Annotated in this window: 23 protein-coding genes and 1 tRNA gene; 11 read left to right on the top strand and 13 right to left on the bottom strand. The window is 69.7% G+C overall.

Features of this window, described 5'->3' with window-relative positions; all coding sequences use genetic code 11:
* The first annotated feature begins 43 nt into the window (after window positions 1-43).
* From H6717_09125 to H6717_09105, 5 genes are all read left to right on the top strand, one after another.
* The gene (locus H6717_09125) at window positions 44-1,219 is read left to right on the top strand and encodes a VWA domain-containing protein (protein MCB9577173.1); all 1,176 of its coding nucleotides are present in this window, start codon (window positions 44-46) and stop codon (window positions 1,217-1,219) included.
* A gap of 3 nt (window positions 1,220-1,222) precedes the next feature.
* Entirely contained in the window at window positions 1,223-2,233 is a 1,011-nt protein-coding gene (locus tag H6717_09120; GenBank protein MCB9577172.1) for a DUF2891 domain-containing protein, read from the top strand.
* A gap of 30 nt (window positions 2,234-2,263) precedes the next feature.
* A complete protein-coding gene (locus H6717_09115; GenBank protein MCB9577171.1) occupies window positions 2,264-2,872 on the top strand; it encodes a hypothetical protein in 609 nt (202 codons plus the stop codon).
* On the top strand, window positions 2,869-3,537 hold the full coding sequence (locus H6717_09110) for a hypothetical protein (GenBank protein ID MCB9577170.1): 669 nt from the start codon (window positions 2,869-2,871) through the stop codon (window positions 3,535-3,537). Before H6717_09115 ends, H6717_09110 begins: the two co-directional genes overlap by 4 nt.
* 67 nt (window positions 3,538-3,604) lie before the next feature.
* Window positions 3,605-3,691, top strand: a tRNA-Leu gene (locus H6717_09105).
* A 56-nt stretch (window positions 3,692-3,747) separates the two neighbouring features.
* Here the strand turns inward: H6717_09105 and H6717_09100 are convergent.
* Window positions 3,748-4,110: a hypothetical protein gene (locus tag H6717_09100; GenBank protein ID MCB9577169.1), complete on the bottom strand. Its 363-nt coding sequence runs from the start codon at window positions 4,108-4,110 to the stop codon at window positions 3,748-3,750.
* Between the two features lie 48 nt (window positions 4,111-4,158).
* Between H6717_09100 and H6717_09095 the strand changes: the two genes are divergently transcribed.
* Complete coding sequence (locus H6717_09095) at window positions 4,159-4,767, top strand: DUF721 domain-containing protein (protein MCB9577168.1); 609 nt, start codon at window positions 4,159-4,161, stop codon at window positions 4,765-4,767.
* On the opposite strand, the gene H6717_09090 is transcribed toward H6717_09095, so the two are convergent.
* From H6717_09090 to H6717_09075, 4 genes are all read right to left on the bottom strand, one after another.
* Window positions 4,658-5,398, bottom strand: a complete 741-nt coding sequence (locus H6717_09090; protein MCB9577167.1) for an FHA domain-containing protein — start codon at window positions 5,396-5,398, stop codon at window positions 4,658-4,660. The two genes, H6717_09095 and H6717_09090, sit on opposite strands and share 110 nt — an antisense overlap.
* Before the next feature lie 165 nt (window positions 5,399-5,563).
* Window positions 5,564-6,310, bottom strand: a complete 747-nt coding sequence (locus tag H6717_09085; GenBank protein ID MCB9577166.1) for an FHA domain-containing protein — start codon at window positions 6,308-6,310, stop codon at window positions 5,564-5,566.
* Entirely contained in the window at window positions 6,307-7,176 is an 870-nt protein-coding gene (locus H6717_09080) for an FHA domain-containing protein (protein MCB9577165.1), read from the bottom strand. Before H6717_09080 ends, H6717_09085 begins: the two co-directional genes overlap by 4 nt.
* Window positions 7,177-7,262: 86 nt before the next feature.
* The gene (locus H6717_09075; protein MCB9577164.1) at window positions 7,263-7,706 is read right to left on the bottom strand and encodes a hypothetical protein; all 444 of its coding nucleotides are present in this window, start codon (window positions 7,704-7,706) and stop codon (window positions 7,263-7,265) included.
* 446 nt (window positions 7,707-8,152) lie between these two features.
* Between H6717_09075 and H6717_09070 the strand changes: the two genes are divergently transcribed.
* Complete coding sequence (locus H6717_09070) at window positions 8,153-8,617, top strand: hypothetical protein (protein ID MCB9577163.1); 465 nt, start codon at window positions 8,153-8,155, stop codon at window positions 8,615-8,617.
* Window positions 8,618-8,619: 2 nt separating this feature from the next.
* Here H6717_09070 and H6717_09065 read toward each other — a convergent pair whose 3' ends face one another.
* From H6717_09065 to purD, 4 genes are all read right to left on the bottom strand, one after another.
* Entirely contained in the window at window positions 8,620-10,224 is a 1,605-nt protein-coding gene (locus H6717_09065; protein MCB9577162.1) for a phosphoglycerate dehydrogenase, read from the bottom strand.
* Complete coding sequence (gene serC, locus H6717_09060; GenBank protein ID MCB9577161.1) at window positions 10,221-11,300, bottom strand: 3-phosphoserine/phosphohydroxythreonine transaminase; 1,080 nt, start codon at window positions 11,298-11,300, stop codon at window positions 10,221-10,223. Before serC ends, H6717_09065 begins: the two co-directional genes overlap by 4 nt.
* Window positions 11,301-11,437: 137 nt before the next feature.
* Entirely contained in the window at window positions 11,438-12,742 is a 1,305-nt protein-coding gene (locus H6717_09055; GenBank protein MCB9577160.1) for a DUF1015 domain-containing protein, read from the bottom strand.
* A gap of 47 nt (window positions 12,743-12,789) precedes the next feature.
* Window positions 12,790-14,070 carry a phosphoribosylamine--glycine ligase gene (gene purD / locus H6717_09050; GenBank protein MCB9577159.1) on the bottom strand — a complete coding sequence of 427 codons (1,281 nt, stop codon included), beginning with the start codon at window positions 14,068-14,070 and terminating at the stop codon, window positions 12,790-12,792.
* 63 nt (window positions 14,071-14,133) lie between these two features.
* Between purD and H6717_09045 the strand changes: the two genes are divergently transcribed.
* The gene (locus tag H6717_09045; protein MCB9577158.1) at window positions 14,134-14,697 is read left to right on the top strand and encodes a hypothetical protein; all 564 of its coding nucleotides are present in this window, start codon (window positions 14,134-14,136) and stop codon (window positions 14,695-14,697) included.
* Window position 14,698: 1 nt separating this feature from the next.
* Here H6717_09045 and H6717_09040 read toward each other — a convergent pair whose 3' ends face one another.
* Window positions 14,699-15,670, bottom strand: coding sequence for a D-alanine--D-alanine ligase (locus tag H6717_09040; protein MCB9577157.1), 972 nt, complete (start codon window positions 15,668-15,670; stop codon window positions 14,699-14,701).
* 102 nt (window positions 15,671-15,772) lie between these two features.
* On the opposite strand from H6717_09040, the gene H6717_09035 reads away from it, so the two are divergent.
* The 3 genes from H6717_09035 (at window position 15,773) to H6717_09025 (ending at window position 18,547) form a co-directional block, all read left to right on the top strand.
* The gene (locus tag H6717_09035) at window positions 15,773-16,222 is read left to right on the top strand and encodes a hypothetical protein (GenBank protein ID MCB9577156.1); all 450 of its coding nucleotides are present in this window, start codon (window positions 15,773-15,775) and stop codon (window positions 16,220-16,222) included.
* The gene (locus tag H6717_09030) at window positions 16,219-17,310 is read left to right on the top strand and encodes a hypothetical protein (protein MCB9577155.1); all 1,092 of its coding nucleotides are present in this window, start codon (window positions 16,219-16,221) and stop codon (window positions 17,308-17,310) included. The genes H6717_09035 and H6717_09030 overlap by 4 nt, the downstream gene beginning before the upstream one ends.
* Window positions 17,311-17,422: 112 nt before the next feature.
* A complete protein-coding gene (locus tag H6717_09025) occupies window positions 17,423-18,547 on the top strand; it encodes a hypothetical protein (protein ID MCB9577154.1) in 1,125 nt (374 codons plus the stop codon).
* Here H6717_09025 and H6717_09020 read toward each other — a convergent pair.
* From H6717_09020 to H6717_09010, 3 genes are all read right to left on the bottom strand, one after another.
* Window positions 18,530-19,510: a tetratricopeptide repeat protein gene (locus H6717_09020; protein MCB9577153.1), complete on the bottom strand. Its 981-nt coding sequence runs from the start codon at window positions 19,508-19,510 to the stop codon at window positions 18,530-18,532. The genes H6717_09025 and H6717_09020 overlap by 18 nt on opposite strands.
* The gene (locus H6717_09015) at window positions 19,511-20,443 is read right to left on the bottom strand and encodes a hypothetical protein (protein ID MCB9577152.1); all 933 of its coding nucleotides are present in this window, start codon (window positions 20,441-20,443) and stop codon (window positions 19,511-19,513) included.
* A gap of 123 nt (window positions 20,444-20,566) precedes the next feature.
* The gene (locus tag H6717_09010; GenBank protein MCB9577151.1) at window positions 20,567-21,850 is read right to left on the bottom strand and encodes an adenylosuccinate synthase; all 1,284 of its coding nucleotides are present in this window, start codon (window positions 21,848-21,850) and stop codon (window positions 20,567-20,569) included.
* Window positions 21,851-21,854 lie beyond the last annotated feature (4 nt).

Genomic DNA, 21,854 nt, shown 5'->3' with positions numbered 1-21,854 from the left:
GTGTGCTAACCTTCGGCCACAGGGGACGAACCGGGAGCTGTCCATGTCCAAGACGCTGACTTCGCTTTTGATCGGTCTCTTCGCTGCGGGCTCCGCGCTGGCGTGTAGCAGCGCGGGGAGCGGCGGGAACAACGTGGCGGGCGGCGGTGGCGTCTCTGCCAACGGCGGGTCCGGTAACTTCGGCGGCTTCGGCAACGGCTCCGGCAATGGTGGCGGTGGCGGCATCATCATCGATGCCGGAGGCACCAAGGACTCTGGTCTGACGCCCGACTCCGGCTGCGCCACCACGCAGCAGAACGCGGATCAGATCCCCCTGAACATCTTCATCGCCCTCGACGTATCGGGCTCCATGGTGAACGCGGGCCACTGGCCCAACGTCAAGCCCGGCTTGATCGAGTTCTTCGGCGACCCGCAGTCCGCCGGTCTGAAGATCGCCCTCAGCTACTTCCCGAAGAAATCGCCCCTCACCTGCGATCCGAACGACTACACCGTTCCCGAGGTGCCCCTCGGCCCGCTCACCAGCGACCCCGCCCCGGCGGACACCCAGGAGCAGGCGCTCATCAACTCGCTCAACGCGAACACGCCGGTCAGTGGTCAGTACACGCCGATGTACGGCGGCCTCGGTGGCGCCCTGCAGGCGGCGCAGGCGTTCATGAATTCCAACCCCGGTCAGAAGGCCGCGGTGATCTTGGTGACCGACGGCATTCCGGAAGCGTCGTACTGCTCGACCTTCCAGCTGGCCATCTCCAACATCGCGAACCTGGCCTCCACGGCGTTCAACGGCACGCCCAGCGTGCCCACCTTCTGCCTGGGCCTGCAGGGCTCGAAGGAAGCGGATCTGCAGACCATCGCCCAGGCCGGCGGCGGCGCGGCGTTCTTCCTGGGCAGCGGCACCAACGCGAAGCAGCTCCTGATCGACAAGCTGAAGAGCATCAGCGGGTCGCTGCTCGCCTGCGAGTACTCGATGCCCAAGGGAGATCCGGGCCAACCCGTGGATCCCACCAAGGTGAACATCACCTACACACCGGGCGCCGGCGGCTCGCAGCAGTTCTACAAGGTCAGCGGCGCTTCCGCCTGCGTGCCGGGCGGCTGGTACTACGACAACGACGCGAACCCGACGAAGATCATCCTGTGCCCCGCCACTTGCGATCAGGTGCAGCAGGATCCCAACGGTGGCATCCAGATCGTGCTGGGCTGCGCGTCGATCCCGCCGCAGTAAGCAGTGAACCTCACGCCGACCCTCGCGGCGGAGCTCGCGGCCCTGGCGCTGGGCGGGCTCCATCGCGAGTACCCGAATCGCATCGGCCATCTTCTGACGAGTGATGCCGACGTGCGCGCTCCTCGGGAGCTGACGCCGGCGTTCTTCGGCTGCTTCGATTGGCACTCCGCCGTGCACGGCCACTGGATGCTCGCGCGTCTCGTGCGCCTGTTTCCAACTGAGCCCTTCGCCTCCGAAGCGCGCGCCGCCCTGGATGTCTCCTTCACTCCCGAGCGCATCCACGGTGAGCTCGAGTACCTGATGCGCGACGGTCGGGCGCGCTTCGAGCTGCCCTACGGCATGGGTTGGCTGCTGACGCTGGGCGCTGAGCTCCGCCGCTTCGAGCACGACGACGACGCCCTCCGCTGGCGAGACGTGCTCGCTCCGCTGATGGAGCTCGGCTTCGATCGCCTCGCCCGCTACGCCGCGGAGCTCCCCTATCCCGTGCGTTCGGGCGAGCACGGACAGAGCGCCTTCGGCTTGAGCTTGGCCTTGGACGCCGCCCGCGCCACCGGCCGCAGCGAGATGGCAGACTCCATCGCGCGGGACGCGCGCCGGCTGTACCAAGGCGATCGCGACGGCCCGTTGCATCTCGAGCCGAGCGCCTTCGACTTCCTTTCACCGTGCCTGGGCGAAGCCGACCTGATGCGTCGGGTGCTGGCGCCGGAAGCCTTCGCGGATTGGCTTTCTGTTTTTTTGCCGCGCCGCGGAACCTCCCTGACGGACGGCAGCTTCGCGCCGGTGCGCTGTCCCGATCCGAGCGATGGACGGCTCGCGCATTTGGACGGCCTGAACGCCAGTCGCGCGTGGATGCTCCGGGGCATCGCCGAGGGCCTGCCCTGCGGGCACGCCCTCGCCGCGCCCCTACTCGACGCCGCCCGTGCCCACACGGAAGCCGCGCTCGCCGGCATTCATCCGGAGCACTACGCCGGCAGCCATTGGCTCGGTACCTTCGCGGTGTACCTGCTCACGTAGCGTGGCTCGGCGCTTGCTTGGGCCTGGTGCGTGCGACCGCTCCTGTCCCTGGCCATCGCTACCCTGACGCTGTTCGTCCCGCTTTCCGTGCCTGCGAAGCCCCAGGACCGTGACACTGCGACGACAGCTGTCGACGAAGCACCACAGGCATCGAAACACTGGCCCGACGCCTTTCAGTTGGAGGTGGATCGCAGCGGCTCCTTCGCAGGCGACGCGCTTCCCCCGCGTCGCCGCTGGTACGGCGGGTACACCTTGGCCCCCGACGTGGTGGCTACAGGGCTCGTCGTGGGCGGCGCGGAGCTCGACTCGATGCCGGCAATCCTCACGGGACTCGGCGTCTACTTCGTAGGAGCCCCGGTCGCGCACATCGCCAAGGGCCATCCGCTGAAGGGACTGGCCAGTATCGGGCTTCGCACGGTGCCCGCGTTCGTGCTGTTGGCGGGGGCGTCCAGCGGCGAGCAAGGCTCCTTGGGGCGCGGGCTCACGCTTGCCGGCATCTCCGCCTTGGCCGTCATGATGATCGATGCGCAGGCGCTGGCGTGGGAGGACGTGCCGCGCACGGCGGGCTTCGAGGTGCTGTCGGCATCCGTGACGATCGACAAGAACCGGGTCAGCGCCAGTGTGGGGGGCGTGTTTTGAGACCCACGCGTTGGGCGCTGCTGGTGCTGGTGCTCTCGGGGTCTGCTCGCGCCCAAGACGCTCCGCCAACCGCAGCCTTCCCCGCGGAGCCGGAGCCGGCGGTGGCGCCGAACGCGGCACCGCCGCCGCCAGCTCCGACTCCGCCGCTCGTCCCACCCCCAGCGCCCGCGTGGCCAGCACCACGGCTCAGCTGGTCCGGCGCGCCAGCCCCCGACGGCCGGCGCGGCGATCCCCCGGAGCGGCGCTGGTATGGCGGCGAGGTACTGGCAACGGATGCGGCGTCGCTGACGCTTGGCGCTGGCGGCGCCGCGGTTCCGGCGCTGTGGGTCCCGGCGATCGCCGGCTACATGGTCGGCGCGCCTCTGGTTCACCTGTTCGAGGGACACCCCGGCAAGTGCCTGGGGAGCTTCGGACTGCGCCTTTCACCTCTCGCAATCCTGGCCGTCGGCCTAGCCGCTGCGTCCTCGCCCGAAGACGAACAATTTCTGTCCGACGGGCAGGCAGCCGCCTTGGTCGCCGCTGCCGTGAGCATTCCCATCGTGATGGTCGTCGATGCCGCCGCCATCGCCTGGGAAGACACAGAGCCTTCGCCCGGCATCCGCGCACGGCCCTCGATCATCGTCACAGACAGCGCAGTCGCGGCCACGCTGTCTGGAACGTTCTGAGCGGCCATGGAGCGAAGTGATGGTTGGCTGGACTCCGCAATGGTGCTATTCGGGCGTCCTCACCCAGGCCGAAGTGGCGGAATTGGCAGACGCGGCGGATTCAAAATCCGTTGCCAGCGATGGCGTCCCGGTTCAAGTCCGGGCTTCGGCACCAAGAGCGAGCGGAACGCGACGGGGCTCGCGCCGGACCAACACCCAAATGTAAAGAGGTCAGCCGCGGCGGATTCGGGCGCGGCGGGCGCTCTCGCGAGCGGCGCTGGGAGACAGCTCGCGGATGCGGCGGGCGGCGGCGTCGAGGGTGGGCTCGAGGGGCGTGGTGCAGTCGACGAGATCCGCGAGACGTCCGGTGGCGTGCTCGGCGCGCTGCCAGGCGGCGGCGTGGCCCAGCGTGCCCGGCTCGTGCTCGAGGGCGAGCTCCACGGCGTGACGGAGCTCGCTGCCGATGGCGCCGATGGCCGCCAGCTGCCGGGGTCCGGCGCCGCGAGCTCGGGCGGCGGAATACATCGCCCGCAGGATCCCGATGAGGTCGCGCACGGCCTCGAAGGGAAACGCATCGTGTCGAATGGCGAGCATTGGGCGGAGCCCCCGAGGCGACCAGCCCCGAGGTACAATGGCTAGCCCATGGCGAAACCGCCGACAACGCCCGACGGCAAGCGGCGCCGAAAGCCGCGCTCCGCGCCCCGCGGCGAGGGGCCCGCGCTGGTGGGCGCGCTGCTCTCGGACGCGGAGGCGGCGTCCGCGGAGCGCGCGGGCATCGGCGTGCGCCCCGACACCTGGCGCAGCGTGGTGGGTGAGCGCATCGCTCGGAGTGCGACGCCGGGGCGGATCTACAAGAAGACGCTCACGGTGCGGGTGGCGTCGGCGGTCTGGGCACAGGAGCTCTCGTTCCTGGCGGACGACCTCTTGGCGCGACTTCGCAAGGCCGGCGTGGACGTCAGCGAGCTGCGCTTCAGGGTGGCGCCGCGGGAGCCGACCGCGAAGGAGCCCCCGCGGCCCAAGCCCGGACCTCGGGTACCGCTGCCGCAAGAGCTCGAAGCACGGCTGGCGCAGATCGACGATCCCGATCTGCGAAACATGATCGCAGAAGCGGCGCAGAGCTCCCTGGCCGTGAAGCGGGGCGCTACTTCGAAGCGGCCAGCCGCTCGAGGCCCTCGATCCGCTGCGCCAAGAAGCGATCCGCGGGGCTCAGCCCCGGCGACACGCTCCGCAGATCGGCGACGTAAGCCCTGAGCTTGGGCAAGCTCACGCCGCGAACGTGGCGCAGGACCGTGAACAGCTCGTCGACCACGCTCGCCGGCAGCGGCCGATGCAAGAGCGTGTACATCTCGAAGGCGTAGTCGAGCCACTCCCCCTTGTTGGTCGCTGCTCCGAGCTTCACCGCATAGCCGACGGCCTTGTCCGCCACGGCGGGGGGCACACCGGCACGCCGCACCGTCTCCATCAGGTTCTTCAGGTAGGACGCCAAGATGCGCTCGGCTTCTTCTCCGCGACCGAGGGCCAGCACCTTGTCCGCAACGCCGCCGAGCAGCTCCAAGGCGTCCCCCTGGTGCGTCGACTCCGAATCCGAGTCTCGCGGGATGGGCTCCATGCCCACCAGGGTGTCGGCCGTGAAGCGCGCGCCGTCCGATGGGCGATCGCTGTTCACGCTGGCGCCGACGACCAGCTCCTGCTTGCCCACCACCACGCAGTCCCCCGCCACCAAGGTTCGGAAGCCGTTCACGCGCTCGCCGTTGACGAACAGGCCGTTGGCGCTGCCGAGATCCTCCACGCGAATGCTGGAATCGGTGACCACGAATTGAGCGTGGCGCCGCGACACCAGCGCATCGTCCAAGATCAGCTGCGCACCCGTGCTGCGCCCCACCACCCATTGGCCTGGATCGAGGAAAACACGGCGTCCACCGTATTCCACCCAGAACCGCGCCCGGCCTGCCGTCGAGATTTTCGGGTCGCCCTGACTCACTTACGTCCGAGTCTTCAACATAGCGCAACCGGCGGCAGCCCTAGCCGGCAAATGTCATTCCAACCACTATCTGAGTGAGGCGAGGCGCTCCAGCCCCTCCAACCGCGAGACCAGAAAGCGGTCGGCGGGCCCAAGCCCCGCGCTTCGGGCGCGCAAGTCGAGCAGGTAGGACCTGAGCAGCGCCACGTCCACGCCTTGGACGCGACGCATCACGCGGTACAGCTCGTCCACGACGTCCGCGGGCAACGGTTCGCCCAAGCGCTGGTAGAGTTCGAGAACGTAGTTGACCCAGGCGCCCTTGTTGGTGGCCTGCGCCAGCCGCACGGCGTACGCGGCAGCTTGCGGTCCGCTGGTGGTGCCGTGCCCTTCACGCACGTCGTCGAGCACGTCCTTCAAGAGCGTGTCGAGGATGCGCTCCGCCTCCGCGCCGCGGCCGAGGGCGAGCGCCTTGTCCGCGAGGCCGCCAATGACCGCGAAGCGATCCAAGCGATGGGTCTCGGCGCCCCGACTCACCGCGGGGCCAGTGTTGGTCTCTCGCGGTCCGAGCAGCAGCAGATCCTGACTGCCGACGCCGACGATGTCCCCCACGGACAACTGCCGCTGACCGGTGACTTGCTGGCCGTTGACGCGAATGCCGTTGCGACTGCCCAGATCCTCCACCGTGACCCGCTCTCCCTTCACGGTGAGCTTCGCGTGATTTCGGGAGACCATGGGGTCGTCCAGGGAGATCTGACAGGTAGCCGCTCGCCCAATCACGAACTGACCGTCCGTGAGATCGAGGTCGTGCTGCTGGTACCGCAGCCGATAGCTCATCCGCCACTTCCGCCGGGAGGCACGCTGAGCCGTTCCACGCGCGCCAAGTCCGTCGGGTCGCTCTGGCTCGCGTCGACGCTCTGCAGTACGCGCGATGCTTCCTGTGCCAGCGATGCCCGCACGCCGGGCGGCAGCGTGGACAGACGCGCCGTGACCTCTTGCTGCGGCACGAGGCCGAGGCTCGCGTGCACCGAGAGCACCCACTGACCCCACTCCGCCTCCTTGCGCGCGGCAGCCAGGGCCGCCGCGGCGTGGGCCAGGCGGTCCAGATGCTCGCGATCGATGCCCTTGGAGCCGGCCAAACGCTCTTCCACGTTGGCCTTGGAGCGCGTGAGCATGCGCTCCACGTCGTCCCAGCGCTCGAGACCCACGGCCTTCTGCAGCACGTCCACCAAGAGCTCCAGGGTCCAGTTCTTCTCGGACTCTCCCACCACTCCGCTGATGGTGTCCTCGTCCATTCGCTCGTGGGAACCGCAGGCCGGACACTGGACCAGCTCCGCGGGATATGGCAGGCCGCAGGAGGCGCAGTGGCACATGAACCCCGCGGGCCGCGAGCCGGGACCCACGCCGGGGCGGGACTGAGCGCGCACCGCACAGAACACCAGCTCCTGAGTGCCGATGCGAATGCGATCGCCGTCGCGGAGCTCCACCAACCCGCCGATCGAGCGGCCGTTCACCATCAAGCCGTTGCGCGATCCGAGATCCTCGATGGTCACCGTGCCCGGCTGCACCCTCAAGCGCGCGTGCTGTCGCGACACCAGCGGATCCTCGATCGTGACGTGACAGGACGCACTACGACCGATGACGGTGTCGCCGGGGGGGAGATCGATCTCCTGCAGGAGAAAACGGAGGCGGTAGCGAGCCACGCGACAGATCCGAGGGCGCAGAGACGCACCCTGACTCCAAGCTAGCTTTGCCGCGCCCTCGCGTCAAAAGCCGGCGAAAAGCCCGGCTAATCTTGGATGGCCTTGGAGAGCACGCGCAGCAAGCGCAGCACCAGGCGGGGATGCGCGACGAGCCCATAGATCTTGAGACGCCGGCGACCCAGCGCGCCCACCAGTTGCCGAAGTACGCCACGCCCCACGCTCGAGGTGGCGTCCGGCAGCCCCAAAGCGCCGAACGGCAGCTCCGCCAAGGCCGCGATGTCGTCGCTGGCCCCGCGGATGGTGATGGTGGGCACCCCGACCAGCCCTTCGTGGACGGTCACGCGGCCGAAGTCGAAGCGAAGCGTCAGCGCGGTGCCGGCATCGTCCGCAACGACGCCCACGGCGCCGCGCATTCGAGTCAGATCCGCGCGCTGCCTGTCGCGCTCGGACGCGCCCCGAATCAGCTCGACGAAAAGACGCGCCAGCGGGTCGTGCTCCGCCCCAGGGGCGAGATCCACCATCGGCTCCACGGTCGCTCGCGTAGCCGTAGCGCTGCCGGGTCGTCAAGTCTTGCCCCGCGGGGCCGGGCGTGAGAACGATGCCCGCGGGATGAACCACCGCCTCGTCACGGCCATCACGCTGAGCGGCTGGACGGCCGCCGCCCTGGCGCAGGCCGCTCCTCCCGCAGCGCCGACGGCCCCACCCGCAGCGCCGACGGCCCCCAGCGCGACCCCGGCGCCAACGCCCCCGACGGCCCCCAGCGCGACCCCGGCGCCAACGCCCCCTGACGGCAGCGCCTGCGCCCGACGGCGGCCCCCTCCGCCCACGGTCGCCCCCACGGCGGCCCCCTCCGCCCACCGCGGCCCCTCCGCCCACGGTCGCCCCCACGGCGGCACCTCCGCCCACGGCGGCGCCCGCACCCCCTGCCCCCAAGCCCACCCCCGCGCAGCGCGCGGCCTTCGGCGAGTACGCCTTCGTGCACGTCGGTGCCGACTACCGCGGCGCCTGGCTCGAGCTCCGCAGCGTGGTGGACGACGGCGAATGGCAGCGGGTGTGCCTGGCGCCCTGCGACAAATCCTTGCGCGTCGCCGGCAGCGAAGCGCGCGTGAGCGCGCCCGGCATGACTACCTCGAACGTGTTCCGCATCGAGCCGGGTCGCGGCACCGCGCGCTTCCGGGTGGATGGCGGCTCCGCCAAGAGCCGCACCCTGGGCTTGTGGACGCTGGGCATCGGCATTCCGGTGGCCCTCACCGGCATGGGGATCTGGAGCTACGGCCGGCTGGAAGAGGACACGGCCATCAAGGCCGTGGGCATCGGCACGCTGATCGTCGGTGGGCTCGCCATCGGCGCGTCCATTCCGATCCTGTCGTCCGGAGGCACGACGGTGCGCGACGGCAAGGGCCGCACCATCGCCCAGCGCCGGTACTACCCGGCGCTGTGAGGTCAGCGCACGTACACGCAGTGGGCGGACAGCACGTCGGGCAGTGCGCGGAGCTTTTGCATCACGTCCGCTGACAAGTTGGTGTCCAGCGACCACAGGGAAGCCGCTTCGCCCGACGCCACCGCGCGCCCCATTTGGATGCGAGAGATGTTGATGCCGAGCTCGCCCAAGAGCCCACCGACGGCGCCCACTACGCCCGGCCGATCACCGTTCTTCATCGCCAGGATGCTGCCCTCGAGATCCGCGTCCAGCTCGTGGCTGCCCCAGTGCACGAGTCGCGGGCTGCGGTCCGACGCCAGCGTTCCCGACACCACGAACTGACCCCCACCGTTGGCGGTGACGGTCAGGATCAACATGGTGGAGAACTCGCTCTTGTGAGTGCTCTTCTTCTCCGTGACGTCGATGCCGCGATCTTCCGCCAGCGTCGGCGCGCTCACCGGGTTGATGGGCTCTTCCAGGTACTTTCCGAGCAGGCCCGCCACCGCGGACGCCACCATGGGCGCGCCGGACAGCTCCGCCGCCTCGCCCTGGAGCTCGAGGGCGATCGCCGCGGGCTCGAACTCCTCGGCCTGCGCCAAGAACTGCCCCAGGCGCCGTGCCAGTCCGAGATACGGCCCCAACACCGGCGCCACTTCTCGCGGCACGCTGGGAACGTTCACCGAGCTGACCACGGTCCCGCTCTGCAGGTAGTCCGTGACCTGTTGCGCGATCTCCACGGCGATGCGGCGCTGGGCCTCCAGTGTGGAGGCGCCCAGGTGCGGCGTAGCGACCACGTTCTCGTGCATCACCAACGGCGACTTCCCCGGAGGTTCCTCGGTGTACACGTCGATGCCCACGCCACCGATGCGTCCGGACGAGAGGCCGCGGAGCAGCGCCTGCTCGTCGAAGATGCCACCCCGCGCCGTGTTCACCAGCAGCACCCCGGGCTTCATCTTGGCGATGGCGGCGTCCCCAACCATGCCGCGAGTTTCGTGTGTCAGGGGCGTGTGCACGGTGATGGCGTCGGAACGCTTGTACAAGCTCTCCAAGCTCACCAAGGAGATGCCGAGTCCCAACGCGCGGTCCAGGCTCACCGCGGGGTCGTACGCGATGACGCTCATGCGCAGCCCCTTGGCGCGCTCCGCCACCAGCCTCCCGATAGTGCCGAGCCCGATGATGCCCAGCGTCTTGCCACCCAGCTCCCGCCCCTGGAGCTCCTTCTTGTCCCAGCGCCCATCCTTCATGGACGCGTCCGCTCGGGGGACCTTACGCGCCACCGAGAGTAACAGCGCCAGCGCGTGCTCCGCAGTGGTGACGGCGTTGCCCGTGGGCGTGTTCATCACCACGATGCCGCGGCGGCTCGCCGCCGGAACGTCCACGTTGTCCACGCCGATGCCCGCTCGGCCGATCACCCTGAGGTTCGCCCCCGCTTCGATCACCCGGGCCGTGACGCGGGAGGCGCTGCGGATGATGAGACCGTCATAGGGCGGGATCGCCCGGGCCAGGTCTTCTTCACCCAGCCCGGGCCGGTAGTCGATCTCGAAACCTTCCGCGCGGTCCAAGACCTCCAGCCCCTCGCGGCGAAGGGTGTCGCTGACGAGGATCTTCAGAGGTCTGTCGGTTCTCATGCCTTGAACGTCTTCATGAAGCCAGCGAGGGCTTCGAGCCACGCTTTGTCCGCAGCATTGTAGATGGACGCGCGAACACCACCAACTGAACGGTGTCCTTTGAGGCCTACCATGCCCTGCTTCTGCGCTTCAGCGATGAACTCCGCTTCGAGCTCCGGGGTGGGCAGGTTGAACACGACGTTCATCACGCTGCGGCTGTCCTTCTCCACCGGGCAGCGATAGAAATCCGCGCGGGCGTCGATGGCGTCGTACAGCACCTTGGCTTTCTCGCGGTTGTGCTTCTCCATCGCCGAAAGCCCACCCGCCTGCTTCACCACGGCGAGCACGTTGCGCAAGATGTAGATGCCGAAGGTGGGCGGGGTGTTGTACAGCGAGTTGGCGTCCGCGTGGGTGCGGTACTGGAAGATGGCCGGCAGTTTCTCGTTGGCGCCCGCCACCAGGTCCTTCTTGGCGATCACCAGCGTAACGCCGCTGGGCCCCAGGTTCTTCTGGGCGCCGGCGTAGATCAGACCGAACTTCGACACGTCCGTGGGCTTCCACATGATGTCGCTCGACATGTCCGCCACCAGCGGCACCTTGCCGGTGTCGGGCAGCTCGTGCCACTGCGTGCCGGCGATGGTGTTGTTGGTGGTGATGTGCACGTAGGCGGCGTCGTCACTCAAAGAAAGCTCGCTCTGCTTCGGGATGCGAACGAACTTGCCGTCCTTCTCGGTGCTGGCGGCGATGTTGACCTGACCCACCGCCTTGGCTTCCTTCACCGCCTTCTTGGACCACGAGCCAGTGACCACGTAATCCGCGCTCTTGCCCTCGGGCAGGAGGTTCATCGGCACCATGGCGAACTGCTGACTCGCACCGCCCTGGAGCAGCAGCACGTGATAGTCCTCCGGAACCGCGAGCAGCTCGCGCACCAGCGACAGCGCTTCGGCGTGCACGGCATCGTAGGTCTTCCCGCGATGGCTGTGCTCCATGATGCTCATTCCGGTGCCGTCGATGTCGAGCAGCTCCCGGTGCGCTCGCTCCAGAGCAGCCAGGGGCAGCGTCGCCGGACCCGCATTGAAGTTCTTCACTCGCGCCATTTCGACTCTCCGCGCGGGGGGAAGAAAGCTCCCGCGACGCCCGCGTACCCCCGGCAATACAATGCGTCAAGGAGACCACCGGGATCACCCGGAGCATCTGGTTGTTGGTTCGGCGCGAACCCCGTCGCGCCGCGTCGTCACGGCACGGTGCGGCGCGGATCCAGCGTGTGGAAGAACAGCCCGGTCGGCACTTTCGGATGAAAGAACGTCGACTTCTGCGGCATCACTTCGCCGGCTTCGGCGACGCGACGCACGACGCTCACGGGCGTCCCGTTCATCAGGAACAGCACCTGGCCGCGGTCCGCCTCGAGGGCGTCCACACCATCCCGCGCGGCTTGCAAATAGCGGATGTTCGTCTTGGCGGCCTGGGCCTCCGGGGTGATGCCCAAGAGGTGCTCGAGCACGCCGTCGTGGAGCAGCGCCACGGCGGTCTGGCGCAGCACCTCCGGGCGCTTGCCGAGCACCGGATGCGCCGACAGGTCCACGTCCGTCCGCAGCGTGAGCAACACTGCGCGTCCCCCCTTGGCCACGGCGCATAGCGACGGGCGCGGCGCGCGCGCGAGCTCCGCCCGGAGGGCGCGCGCGTCGCCAGTCACCGGGCGCACGACGAAGAGCTGCCCGGCACGCGTCACCAGCGTCTCGAAATCGAAGCTCGGCAGGGAGTGGATCAACCGATGCGTGGGGAACACCACCAAGCTCGGGTCGTCGCCGTTGGCCAGCAGCGCGGGGGTGTACAGATGCTCACCGCGAGGGCTTTCCACGCCGGCAGCGCGGGCTTCCTCGTCGATTTCACGGGCCAGGCCCACGGCGGTTTCGTAGCGATGGTGTCCATCCGCGATCAGGAGCCTCGCCTCGCCGAGGGCCGCGCGGATCCGCTGCACCGCCGCGGCGTCGCTCACGCGCCAGAGCTGGTGGCGCACGCCGTCGTCCGTCGAGAAATCCGCCAACGCCTCGCCCCCATCCAGATCCGCCTCCAGCCGATGCTCGGGATCCGAGTACAGCATGAACTGGGGCGAGAGCGTGGCGCGGGTGGCGCGGGACAGCTTCAGACGATCGAGCTTGGGCCCGGTGAGGGTGCGCTCGTGCGGCATCACCACGCCGTCGGAGAAGGGTACGGCGCGCACCAGCGCGAAGAAGCCGCGACGCGTGAGCCGGGTGCCGCCGCCGGGCGGATCGAAGGTTTGCGCGTAGCGCCAGAACGCCGGCGCGCCTTCTCGGCGCAGCACCCCCTCGCCGCGCCAGGCGTCGAACAGGCGCCGAGCATTCTCATAGCGCGCGTCGCCTTCGCCCTCCGGCAGATCGAGGTGCACCACGTTGTGTGGATGGCGAGCGGCAATTTCTCGTCGCATCGCCGCGTCGATCACGTCGTAGGGCGGAGCCAGCACCCGCGGGTAGAGCGCGGGGTCGTAACGGAGGGGATCGAGGGGAGCGACGTCGGCCATCTACCTCGGAGGTAGCAGAGCCTGCAGGGGGGCGAAACCGGCGGACGTCAGCCCAACGCGCGGGCGGCGATGTCGCGGCGAAGCTGCTTGCCCTCGAACTCGATGGCATCCGCGGCGAGGTAGGCGCGCTCGTGCGCCTGAGCCAAGCTGTCGCCCCGCGCGGTGACGCCGAGCACGCGGCCGCCGGCCGTGCGCAGCGCGCCGTCGAAGCGCGCCGTACCGGCGTGGATGACGCGTACGCCGGGCACCTGCTCGGCGCGTTCCACGCCGGTGATCGCGTCGCCACGACGCGGCGTCCCAGGGTAGCCCGCGGCGGCGAGCACGACGCACACCGCGTGCTCGTCCGTGATGGACACCTGGGTCTCGTCCAGATGGCCGCGGGCGGCGGAGGCGAGGGCCTCGGCCAGGTCCCCGCGCAGGATGGCCATCAGCACCTGGGTCTCGGGATCCCCGAAGCGGACGTTGAACTCCAAGAGCCGCGGCTCCCCCGAGGGCGAGATCATCAACCCGGCAAACAGCGCTCCCCGGTAGGGATGGCCGTCCGCGGCCATCCCGCGCACCGCAGGAAGCACGATCTGCTCGCGGACGCGATCCATCAACGCCGGCGAGACGAGGGGCGTGGGGGCATAGCTGCCCATGCCGCCGGTGTTCGGACCCGTGTCGCCGTCGCCGATACGCTTGTGATCCTGCGCCGCGGGCAACACCAGCGCTCGCTCGCCGTCGCAGATGGCGTGAACGCTGGCCTCCACGCCTTCGAGGCGCTCCTCCATCACGACGCGAAGGCCGGCCTCGCCGAAGCTCTGTCCCGAGAGCATGCCCCGCGCCGCTTCGATGGCTTCGTCGTGAGTCTGGGACACGACCACGCCCTTGCCGGCGCACAGTCCATCCGCTTTCACCACGGGAGGCAGCGCGAACTCGCGGGCCGCGCCGGCCACGTCTTCCACGCGCTCCAGCACGATGTGCCGTGCCGTGGGCAGACCGTGGCGCTTCGCGAAGGACTTCATGAAGCTCTTCGAGCCCTCCAGGCGCGCGGCCTCACGACTGGGACCGAAGGCCAAGATGCCTCGACCCGCGAGATCATCGACGAGGCCTTCGCACAGTGGCGCCTCCGGGCCGACCACGACGAGAGCCGGAGCTTCCGCCTGAGCAACGCCGAGCGGGGTGCCCACTGCATTGCGCAGCCCTCCGCCCTCGGTACCCGCGTTGCCGGGACACACCACGACCTCGTCCACCGAAGGCGAGTCCAAGAGCGCGAGCGCGAGCGCATGCTCGCGGCCCCCCGAGCCCACAACCATTACCTTGCGCGTCACCGGCGAATCGTAGGGCATTTCCGCGACGGTGGAGGGAGATCGTTGCCGCCCGGGCGAAGCGCCTGTAAAAATGACTTCATCGTGGCAGAGACCCTCGCGCTTCGTATCAAGCGCCCCTACGCGAGCGTCGCCGAGTACCTCGAAGCCGAGTACTGGACGATGGACACGAAGACGATGGTCTTGGTTGGCCAAGAAGAGCTGCCCAAGGACACCACCGTCCGCTTCGAGATCGTGCTGGAGAGCGGCGACAAGCCCATTCGCGCCGAAGCCACGGTACAGAAGCCGGTCGCCGCCCGCGGCAGCCGACCGGCGGGTCTCAAGGTGCGGCTGCGCCGCATCGGCGCGGCCACCAAGGCGATCATCGACCAAGCCCTCGCGATCAAGACGGAGAAGCGCTCCCTACCTCCGCCGCCGCCGTCCCAGCGCAAGAAGACGCCACCCCCGGCGCCGTCCCAGCGCAAGAAGTCCGCAGCGCCGCCGCCCGCGGAAGAGCCCCTGCCGCCGCCCGCGTCGGAGCGCAGTGGCGTGCGCCACCGCAAGGTGGTGCAGCCGCCGGCGGATCGCGACGAGCTCTTGGCGCGGCTGCGCGCCCGCACGCTGGTGAAGACCGCCGCCGTCCCGGCCGACGACGACACCGGCTCCTGAGTCAGGGCATGTCCAGCTCGGTGGGCCGCTCCCGGAGCCCACGCGCGGCGGCACGCCGCACGAGTCGGTCGCACAGCACCGGGAACGCAACGCCGGCGACGCCCGCCGCTTCCGGATACAGGCTCGTCGCCGTCATGCCGGGCAGCGTGTTCACCTCCAAGAGCACCGGCCCCGCGTCGCCGACCACGAAATCCGCACGACACAGATCGCGAGCACCCACTGCACGATGAGCGGCGACGGCGATCTGCTGCACGCGCTTCGTGAGCGCCGGGTCGAGCGGCGCCGGGCACTGATGCTCGCTGCCCCCCGCGGCGTAGCGCGACTTGAAATCGTACCACTCCGCAGCCTTCGACAAGATCAGCGTCGGGGGCAACGCCTGGGGCTCGCCCTCCTCGTTCTCGAGCACGCCGCAGGTGACTTCCTTGCCCACGATGAATTGCTCCACCAGCGCCACTCGGTCCACGTCCAATGCTTGGGCCAGGGCAGCGACCAGCTGCGCGTCGTCGTCGTCGGCCCGCACCCGTGTGGTGGCGATGGCGGAGCCGCCCGAGGCGGGCTTCACCACGAGTCCACCGCCAAGCGCATTGCGCAGCTCCACCGCGCGCGCCGCGAGATCTTCGCCCCGCTGCACGTGGGCGTCCTCGGCCAGCGGGAGTCCAGCCTTGGCGAAGAAGGTCTTGGCGTGGGGCTTGGACGCCGCGATGGCGCTGGCCAGCACACCGGAGCCCACGTACGGGAGGTCCAGCACTTCCAGCAGCCCCTGCAGACAACCGTCCTCACCCAGTGGCCCGTGGGTCACGGGGAAGACCACGTCCCAGTCCTTCGCCGTGAGGCCCACGGCGAGCTCGCGATCGAGCTCGATGACGTCGGCCTCGTGTCCCGCCTCCAACAGCGCGGCACACACGCCGCGGGCCGAGGTGCGGCTCACGTTGGCCTCGGTGCTCGGCCCTCCCGCAATGACGGCAACCTTCATGGCTCGTCCTTTCTCTTGCGCTCATAACCCGAACGGGCTGCCAAAACGAACAATTGTCCGGAGGCCTTGACCGCGCCCGGGCCTCGTGGCTTGTTCCGTGCCGTGTCGAAGCTTTCTCGCCGCTTGCGCGCCGTCGCTCTCGCCACCCTGATCTCGGGCGGCGCCCTCGCCGCCCGCGGTTCGGATCGCGACGCGGCGGAAGCCACGCTGGCCAGCCTGAAGTCCGACAAGGCGGCGACCCAGCTCGCCGCGGAGCCCATCGAAAAAGCGGAGCACGCCCTGCGGCGGGCTTCGGATGCGCGCGCCGCGGCGGACTTGGAGCACGCCTCGTTGCTCGAGGCTCTGGGGCGGGAGTGGGCGGAAACCGGACGCGATCTGACCCGCGCCGCGGACGCCGAGAAGAAGCTGGCCGACACCCAGAAGCGCACCGCGGAAGTCGAGACCAAGCTGGCCCGGGCTCGCGCCCTGCTCGAGGAAACCGTCGCGCGCCGCGGCCGCGCGAAAGAGAAGCTCGAGAAGCTCGAGTCCGAGAAGAAAGCGGGGACGAAGTGAAGCGCCGCCACGGCCTGCTGCTGCTCGCCGGCGCGCTGGTCGCTTGCGCCTCCACCCCGCGGCCGCGGGTGCTCGGAGACGTGGATGCCGTGCGCACCAGCCCCGCGGCGGAAGAAGCCGGGCGCCTCGCGCCGCAAGCCTTCGCCCGAGCCGAGCTCCTGCGCCAGCGCGCGGACCAAGCCCACGGTGATGGCGAAACCGCGAGCAGCCAGATCCTCGGCGAGCACGCGCTGGCGGCTTACGGGCACGCCTTCGTGCTGGCCCGTTTGGCGAAGGCCGAGGAGCGCCTCGCCTCCGCCAAGCTCGAGCTCGACAAGGCACAGAAAGAGCTCGCGAGCCTGGACGAGAAGCAGACCCGCGTCTCCGCCGAAGCAGACGGCCTCGAGATGCAGGTGAAGGTGGCCGAAGACGCCCTGCCCCTGGTGCCCAACGCTCCCGCATCGGCGGAGCGCGAGCGCGCGCGGCTGGAGGCGGCCCGGGCGTTGGCTTCCCAAGCGCGGCTCTTGTGCGTGGCCACCGGACTCCTCGGCGCACAGAAGGACTTGGCCCCCGAGCTCGGCAAGCTCGATGCGCTGGATGCAGAGCTCGCCAAGACCCCGAAGGCCACGCCGATCGACGAAGCCGTGCGCGCGCGTTCGGCCTGCCTCACGCTGCTGTCCCACGCCCGCAAGGAGCGCACGCTCGCGGCGCCCGCCGCCGGTGCGGTGGACGCCTTGCTCGCGGAGCTGTCCCAGAGTGGCGAGCTGCATCCCTTCCGCGACGACCGCGGCATTGCCGTCGTCACCCGAGGCGCCTTCGGTAACGGTGGCAAGCTCGTGGATGCCGGCAAGCAGCGCTTCACCGTGCTCGGCCGCGTCGCCAAGGCCCACCCGGACTTCCCGGTGCTGGTGGTGATCCACGGTGGCGGCGCAAAGACCAGCCTGGAGGATCGCGCTCGCACCGTCGCCGACACGTTGAAGGCGGCGGGCGCGACCAAGGTGGAGACGCAAGTCGTGGGCAGCGCGCAGCCCGTCGTCGATCCCAATCGCGCGGGAGCGCCCGCTCGAAACGAGCGCATCGAAGTAGTGTTCGTGGCACCTACATCGTAGCTCTTCCCTGCAGCGCCAACAGAACATCGCAGTGTGCCTGGACGAAGTGCCGTTCGGGAACCATTCTTATGGCATTGCGGTCTTCCCTGCTGTGCGATGGCCGCTGCGCAAGATGGCTAGAGACTCCCGGTATGGCGAACGCATCGTGTGGTCGGGTCGTCCCAAGGACCTGACGGCACCGCCGATCTTGCGCGCCGCTGCCTACGTGGCCTTTGCCACTGCCGCCGTCTCGCTGTGCTTCGCCATCGTGTTGGCGCAGGCGCTGGGCAGCTCGCCGATGTCGTCGCTCTTGTTCGCGCTGTGGGCCGCAACGCTCGGTCTGCTCTTCCTGCAAGGCCCCAAGATCTGGCTTGCCCGCGTGGAGTACGTGGTCACGGACACTCGGGTGATCTGGAAACGTGGTCCGTTCCGGCGCAGCATCGGCCGCAAGTCGATCAGCTTCGCGCGCATCTTCTGGAGCCGCTCGATGCCGGGCGTCGGTGACGTCGAGCTGGTGCGAGCGGTGCCCACCGGCGCGCTCCGGCGCCGCCTCCGACTGCGTCTCACGGGGGTGACGGCGCCCGCTCGCGTGGCAGCGATCATCGACGGCACCGAGGACGTGACCCCCGCCGCCGGCGACGATCGCCCCCTGACCCAGCGGCTCGAATCCGGCGAGCGCGTGGTGTGGTCCGCGCGGCCGCGCTCCACCTGGCGAGCGTACCTGCCCTACGGGCAGCGCCGGCTGGTGCAGCTGGTGATCGGCCTCGGCCTGCTGGCGGTGCTTGGGCGCCTCGTGATGCGTGGTGTGCCGATCGTCCTTGCGCTGGAAGACGCCGGGCTCAGGCCCAGCAGCCTGAGCTTCGTCGCGCTGGTGATGGCGTTGGGGCTCACCGGCATCGTGATGGCGGCCATCGGCGGCTACCTCTCGTGGGACTCGACCATCGGCCCCGGTCGCCGCGTGCGCGACACCCGGTACCTGGTGACGGATCGCCGCGTGCTCATCCAGCGCGGACGCGAAGAGCTACACCTCGACCGCAGCAAGATCGTCGACGTGATCGACGCCCCCGCCGGTGAAGGCCTGCGCGACGTGTTCCTGGTGCTCGACGGTCCACAGGCGCGGGCGCTGGCCGCCAGCGGCGCTTTCGGCGAGCGCGAGGCCGGGCCCAGCTTGCGCCCCGTGCTCGAGCGGGTGGAGGACGCCGAGGGCGTGCAGCGCATCTTGCGTGAGCAAACGCCCACGCTACCGCGGGCGGCGTGAGCGCGGCTTCTTCGGCAGCTTGGCGCTGAGCTTCTCGAGCTTCTTCTCGTTGGCCGCCAGGTGCAGCTTGGCGTTCTGGACCCAGCGGTGTTTGGCAGGCACCGCCTCCGCCAGGTACGCCTTCCAGTGTTCGATGGCTTCCGTCAAGAGCTCCGCCTTGCGCACGGGCTCCTTCGCATCCCGCTCGGCGCTCATGGCGGACAGCGCCTTGTAGTAGTGGATGTCGAAGGCAGGTACGAAGAACACGCTCGGCAAGTCCAAGGTGCTACCAAGACCGGGTATCTGCACCGCCCGCGCCATGCGCATGGCGTCGAGCCCGGAGGGCAGATCCCCGGCGCGCTCGAGGGCGATGCCGAGTCCGTAATACGCGAGGCTCGACAGCTCCGGCCGTTGGCTCAGCCGGATGGCTTGCTTGTAGTCCGCCACGGCGCCCTTCAAATCGCCGAGCACCATGCGGGACTCGCCGCGGTTCATCAGCACGTTGGCGCGAAAGTCCGTCTCCCAAGCGGTCTTCAGCGCCTCGTCGTAGGCGCTCCGCTCCGCGCCGGGATTTCCTTGTCGCGCCGAGGCGATGGCGATGTCGAACCACGCGCGGGCCGCCATCGGTGAGGTCGGATCTTGAGCGACCGCCTTCTTCAACACCTCCAGCGCTTCGCGGTCGCGCCCCACGGACGAGTCGACCAGCAAGTCGCCGAGCAAGAACCCGAGCCGCGGATCCGGCAAGCGATCTCCGCCGGCAAGCTCCAGCATGGCCAGGGCCGCACGCGTGAAGTTCCGTTGCATGGTCACGTCGAAGCCGCTGCGCTCCGCCCGCATCACCATGCGCTCGACACCGACCAGCGCCTGGTAGGCGCGGGCCCGCCGGGGATCCTTGGCGACGTCCCACACCGAAGGTTGGGCAGTGGCGGCGGTTGCCCACGCCGAGGCCGCGAGCAGCACCGCCGCTGTCAGGCCCCGCCGCACTCAGCGCCCTCGCTTGCCCGCGGCCGCGAGCTCTTTCTTGGCGTGCTCGCGCCACGGTCCGCTCGTGCCGGCGGGCGCGGCGAGGTAGTCCTTCCAGGCGTCGCGCGCGGCCTCGGGATCGTCGGCCTCCGCCAGCGTCGCCACCACGGCGAGCAGCTCCGCGTCGACGCCCCGCGGTCGTCCCGCGACGCGCTTGGGCGAGCGCAGCCACTCCGCGAGGCCTTCGGAAGCGCCGGCCTCGGCGGCCACGCCGCGAGCTTCGTCGACGCGACCTTGCCGCGACAGGGCCAGGGCGAGCGCGCCGAGCACGATGTCCGAAAGGCCGGGCGGTGCGCCACGACGCCGCGCCTCGGTCAAATAGCCGATGGCTTCGGAGACGCCGTCCGGACCGCGTCGCATCACGCCCAGCGCCGCCTCCACATAGACGAGCTGCCGCTCCGAATCACTGGCGAGCAGCCCGGCCCGCGGCACCAGCCGGCGGTAGGCGTCGGCGGCGATCTTGTCGTGGCCGCTCAGCGCCGCCGCGACGGCGTAGTCGTGCAGGGCGGCGGGCTGTCGCACCGCCCGCGGGTCGACGGCCAGGGCCTTCTGGAAACGTTCGAAGGCCGGCGCAGCTTGTCCCGACGCCATCAGCGCCCGCGCCGCGAGCACCTTGGGCGGCGCGCGACCGGCGAGCGCCTTGTCCGCCTTCTCTGCCGCCATCAGCGCTTGTCCGGGCGATCGCGACAGCCGCGCGTAGCCGCGGGCCAGCAGACGACAGTAGCTCGCGAGACCGGGGCGACGCGCCGAGTCCCACGGCGATCCTTTTTCGTCCCGCGCCGTGACCGGCGCGCGGCATTCCATCGGCCGCGGGCTGGCCGCCGCCGCTGCCGACAGATCCGGCACCGTGGCCGTGACCTGACCGAGCAGCACGAGGGGCGCGAAGATCGGCATCGCTCGACAGCGTAACCGGGATTTGGGTCCGTGCCAGGGTATTGCCGGTCCGCCGCGGAAGCTCCGGGTCCGGACGGGCATCGCGCCGCACCAACACCCTCTCTCGGAAGGCGCGATTCGGCCTCAGAACGGGTGCGACAGCTCGATGGTCTCGCTGCGACGGGCGCCCACGCTCACCATGCACAGCGGGACCTCGGACAGCTCCGCCACCCGCTCGACGTACTTGCGAGCCGCCTCGGGCAGATCCGCCAGCGCCCGGGCCTCGCCGAGAGACTCGCTCCAACCGGGCAAGTCCTCGTACACCGGCGTTGCGCTCTCGAGCGCGTCGATGGGCAGCTCTTCCGTACGGCCCTGGGGCGTGTCGTAGGCGACGCACAAGCGCACGCGTGAAAGGCCGGTGAGCACGTCGAGCTTGGTGAGCGCCATGGAGTCGAGGCCGTTCACCCGCCGCGCGTAACGCAGGCCGGGCACGTCGAGCCAACCCGTGCGACGCGGGCGACCAGTGACGGATCCGTACTCCGCGCCCTGCTCCCGCAGGTGCTTTCCGTCGCTGTCGTCGAGCTCCGTGGGGAACGGACCGCCGCCGACGCGGGTGGTGTACGCCTTGCTGATTCCGATGACCGTGTCGATGCGATTGGGACCGATACCGGAACCGATGGCAGCGCCGCCGGCGACGGCGGAGCTGGAGGTTACGAACGGATAGGTGCCGTGGTCGACGTCGAGCAGGGTGCCCTGAGCGCCCTCGAACATGATGCGCTTTTGCGCGCGTACGGCGGCGTCGACCACGATGGACGCGTTGCCCAAGAGCGGCACCAAACGACGCGCGATGGGCTCCAGGGATTCGCTGATGCTCTCGGCGTCCGGCACCTCCGCACCGAAGGCCTTCAGCACCGGCGTCCAGGCATCGATGGCCGTCTGCACCCGCTCCGACAGGGCCCGCAGATCACGGAGATCCCCCAGGCGCACGCCGACCCGGCGCGCCTTGTCTTCGTAGGCCGGACCGATGCCCTTCTTGGTGGTGCCGATGGCCTTGCCGGCCGCAGCGGCGCCCTCCCGGAGGCCGTCGGCAGCGATGTGATAGGGCAAAATCAGGTGTGCGCGATCGCTGAGCAGCAGACGGCTCTCGATGCCGTCGTGGCCGCGCGCGGTCAGGGTGTCGATCTCCTCCAGCAGCACCCAGGGGTCGACCACCATGCCCTGCCCCAACACGCAACGGATGCTCGGCCGCAAGATGCCGCTCGGCAAGAGCCGCACGATCACCTTGTCGTCACCGACCACCAACGTGTGCCCGGCGTTCGGACCGCCGGCGTAGCGCACGACGAGATCCGCCGACTCCGCGATGTAGTCGACGATCTTGCCCTTGCCCTCGTCTCCCCACTGGGCACCCACGACCACGACTCGGGACATTCGT

It is taken from the genome of Polyangiaceae bacterium (genome assembly GCA_020633235.1).
Classification (GTDB): Bacteria; Myxococcota_A; Polyangia; order Polyangiales; family Polyangiaceae; genus JACKEA01.
The sequence above is the reverse complement of the archived record's forward strand: the minus strand, read 5'-3'. Positions and strand labels throughout refer to the sequence as shown.

Coding starts and splice junctions, on each gene's coding strand:
- serC (MCB9577161.1), bottom strand. CDS start 11,300: ATGGCGCGAGTGAAGAACTTCAATGCGGGTCCGGCGACGCTGCCCCTG.
- H6717_09010 (MCB9577151.1), bottom strand. CDS start 21,850: ATGTCCCGAGTCGTGGTCGTGGGTGCCCAGTGGGGAGACGAGGGCAAG.
- H6717_09100 (MCB9577169.1), bottom strand. CDS start 4,110: ATGCTCGCCATTCGACACGATGCGTTTCCCTTCGAGGCCGTGCGCGAC.
- H6717_09015 (MCB9577152.1), bottom strand. CDS start 20,443: ATGCCGATCTTCGCGCCCCTCGTGCTGCTCGGTCAGGTCACGGCCACG.
- H6717_09125 (MCB9577173.1), top strand. CDS start 44: ATGTCCAAGACGCTGACTTCGCTTTTGATCGGTCTCTTCGCTGCGGGC.
- H6717_09055 (MCB9577160.1), bottom strand. CDS start 12,742: ATGGCCGACGTCGCTCCCCTCGATCCCCTCCGTTACGACCCCGCGCTC.
- H6717_09065 (MCB9577162.1), bottom strand. CDS start 10,224: ATGAGAACCGACAGACCTCTGAAGATCCTCGTCAGCGACACCCTTCGC.
- H6717_09085 (MCB9577166.1), bottom strand. CDS start 6,310: ATGAGCTATCGGCTGCGGTACCAGCAGCACGACCTCGATCTCACGGAC.
- H6717_09040 (MCB9577157.1), bottom strand. CDS start 15,670: ATGAAGGTTGCCGTCATTGCGGGAGGGCCGAGCACCGAGGCCAACGTG.
- H6717_09095 (MCB9577168.1), top strand. CDS start 4,159: ATGGCGAAACCGCCGACAACGCCCGACGGCAAGCGGCGCCGAAAGCCG.
- purD (MCB9577159.1), bottom strand. CDS start 14,070: ATGCCCTACGATTCGCCGGTGACGCGCAAGGTAATGGTTGTGGGCTCG.
- H6717_09025 (MCB9577154.1), top strand. CDS start 17,423: ATGGCTAGAGACTCCCGGTATGGCGAACGCATCGTGTGGTCGGGTCGT.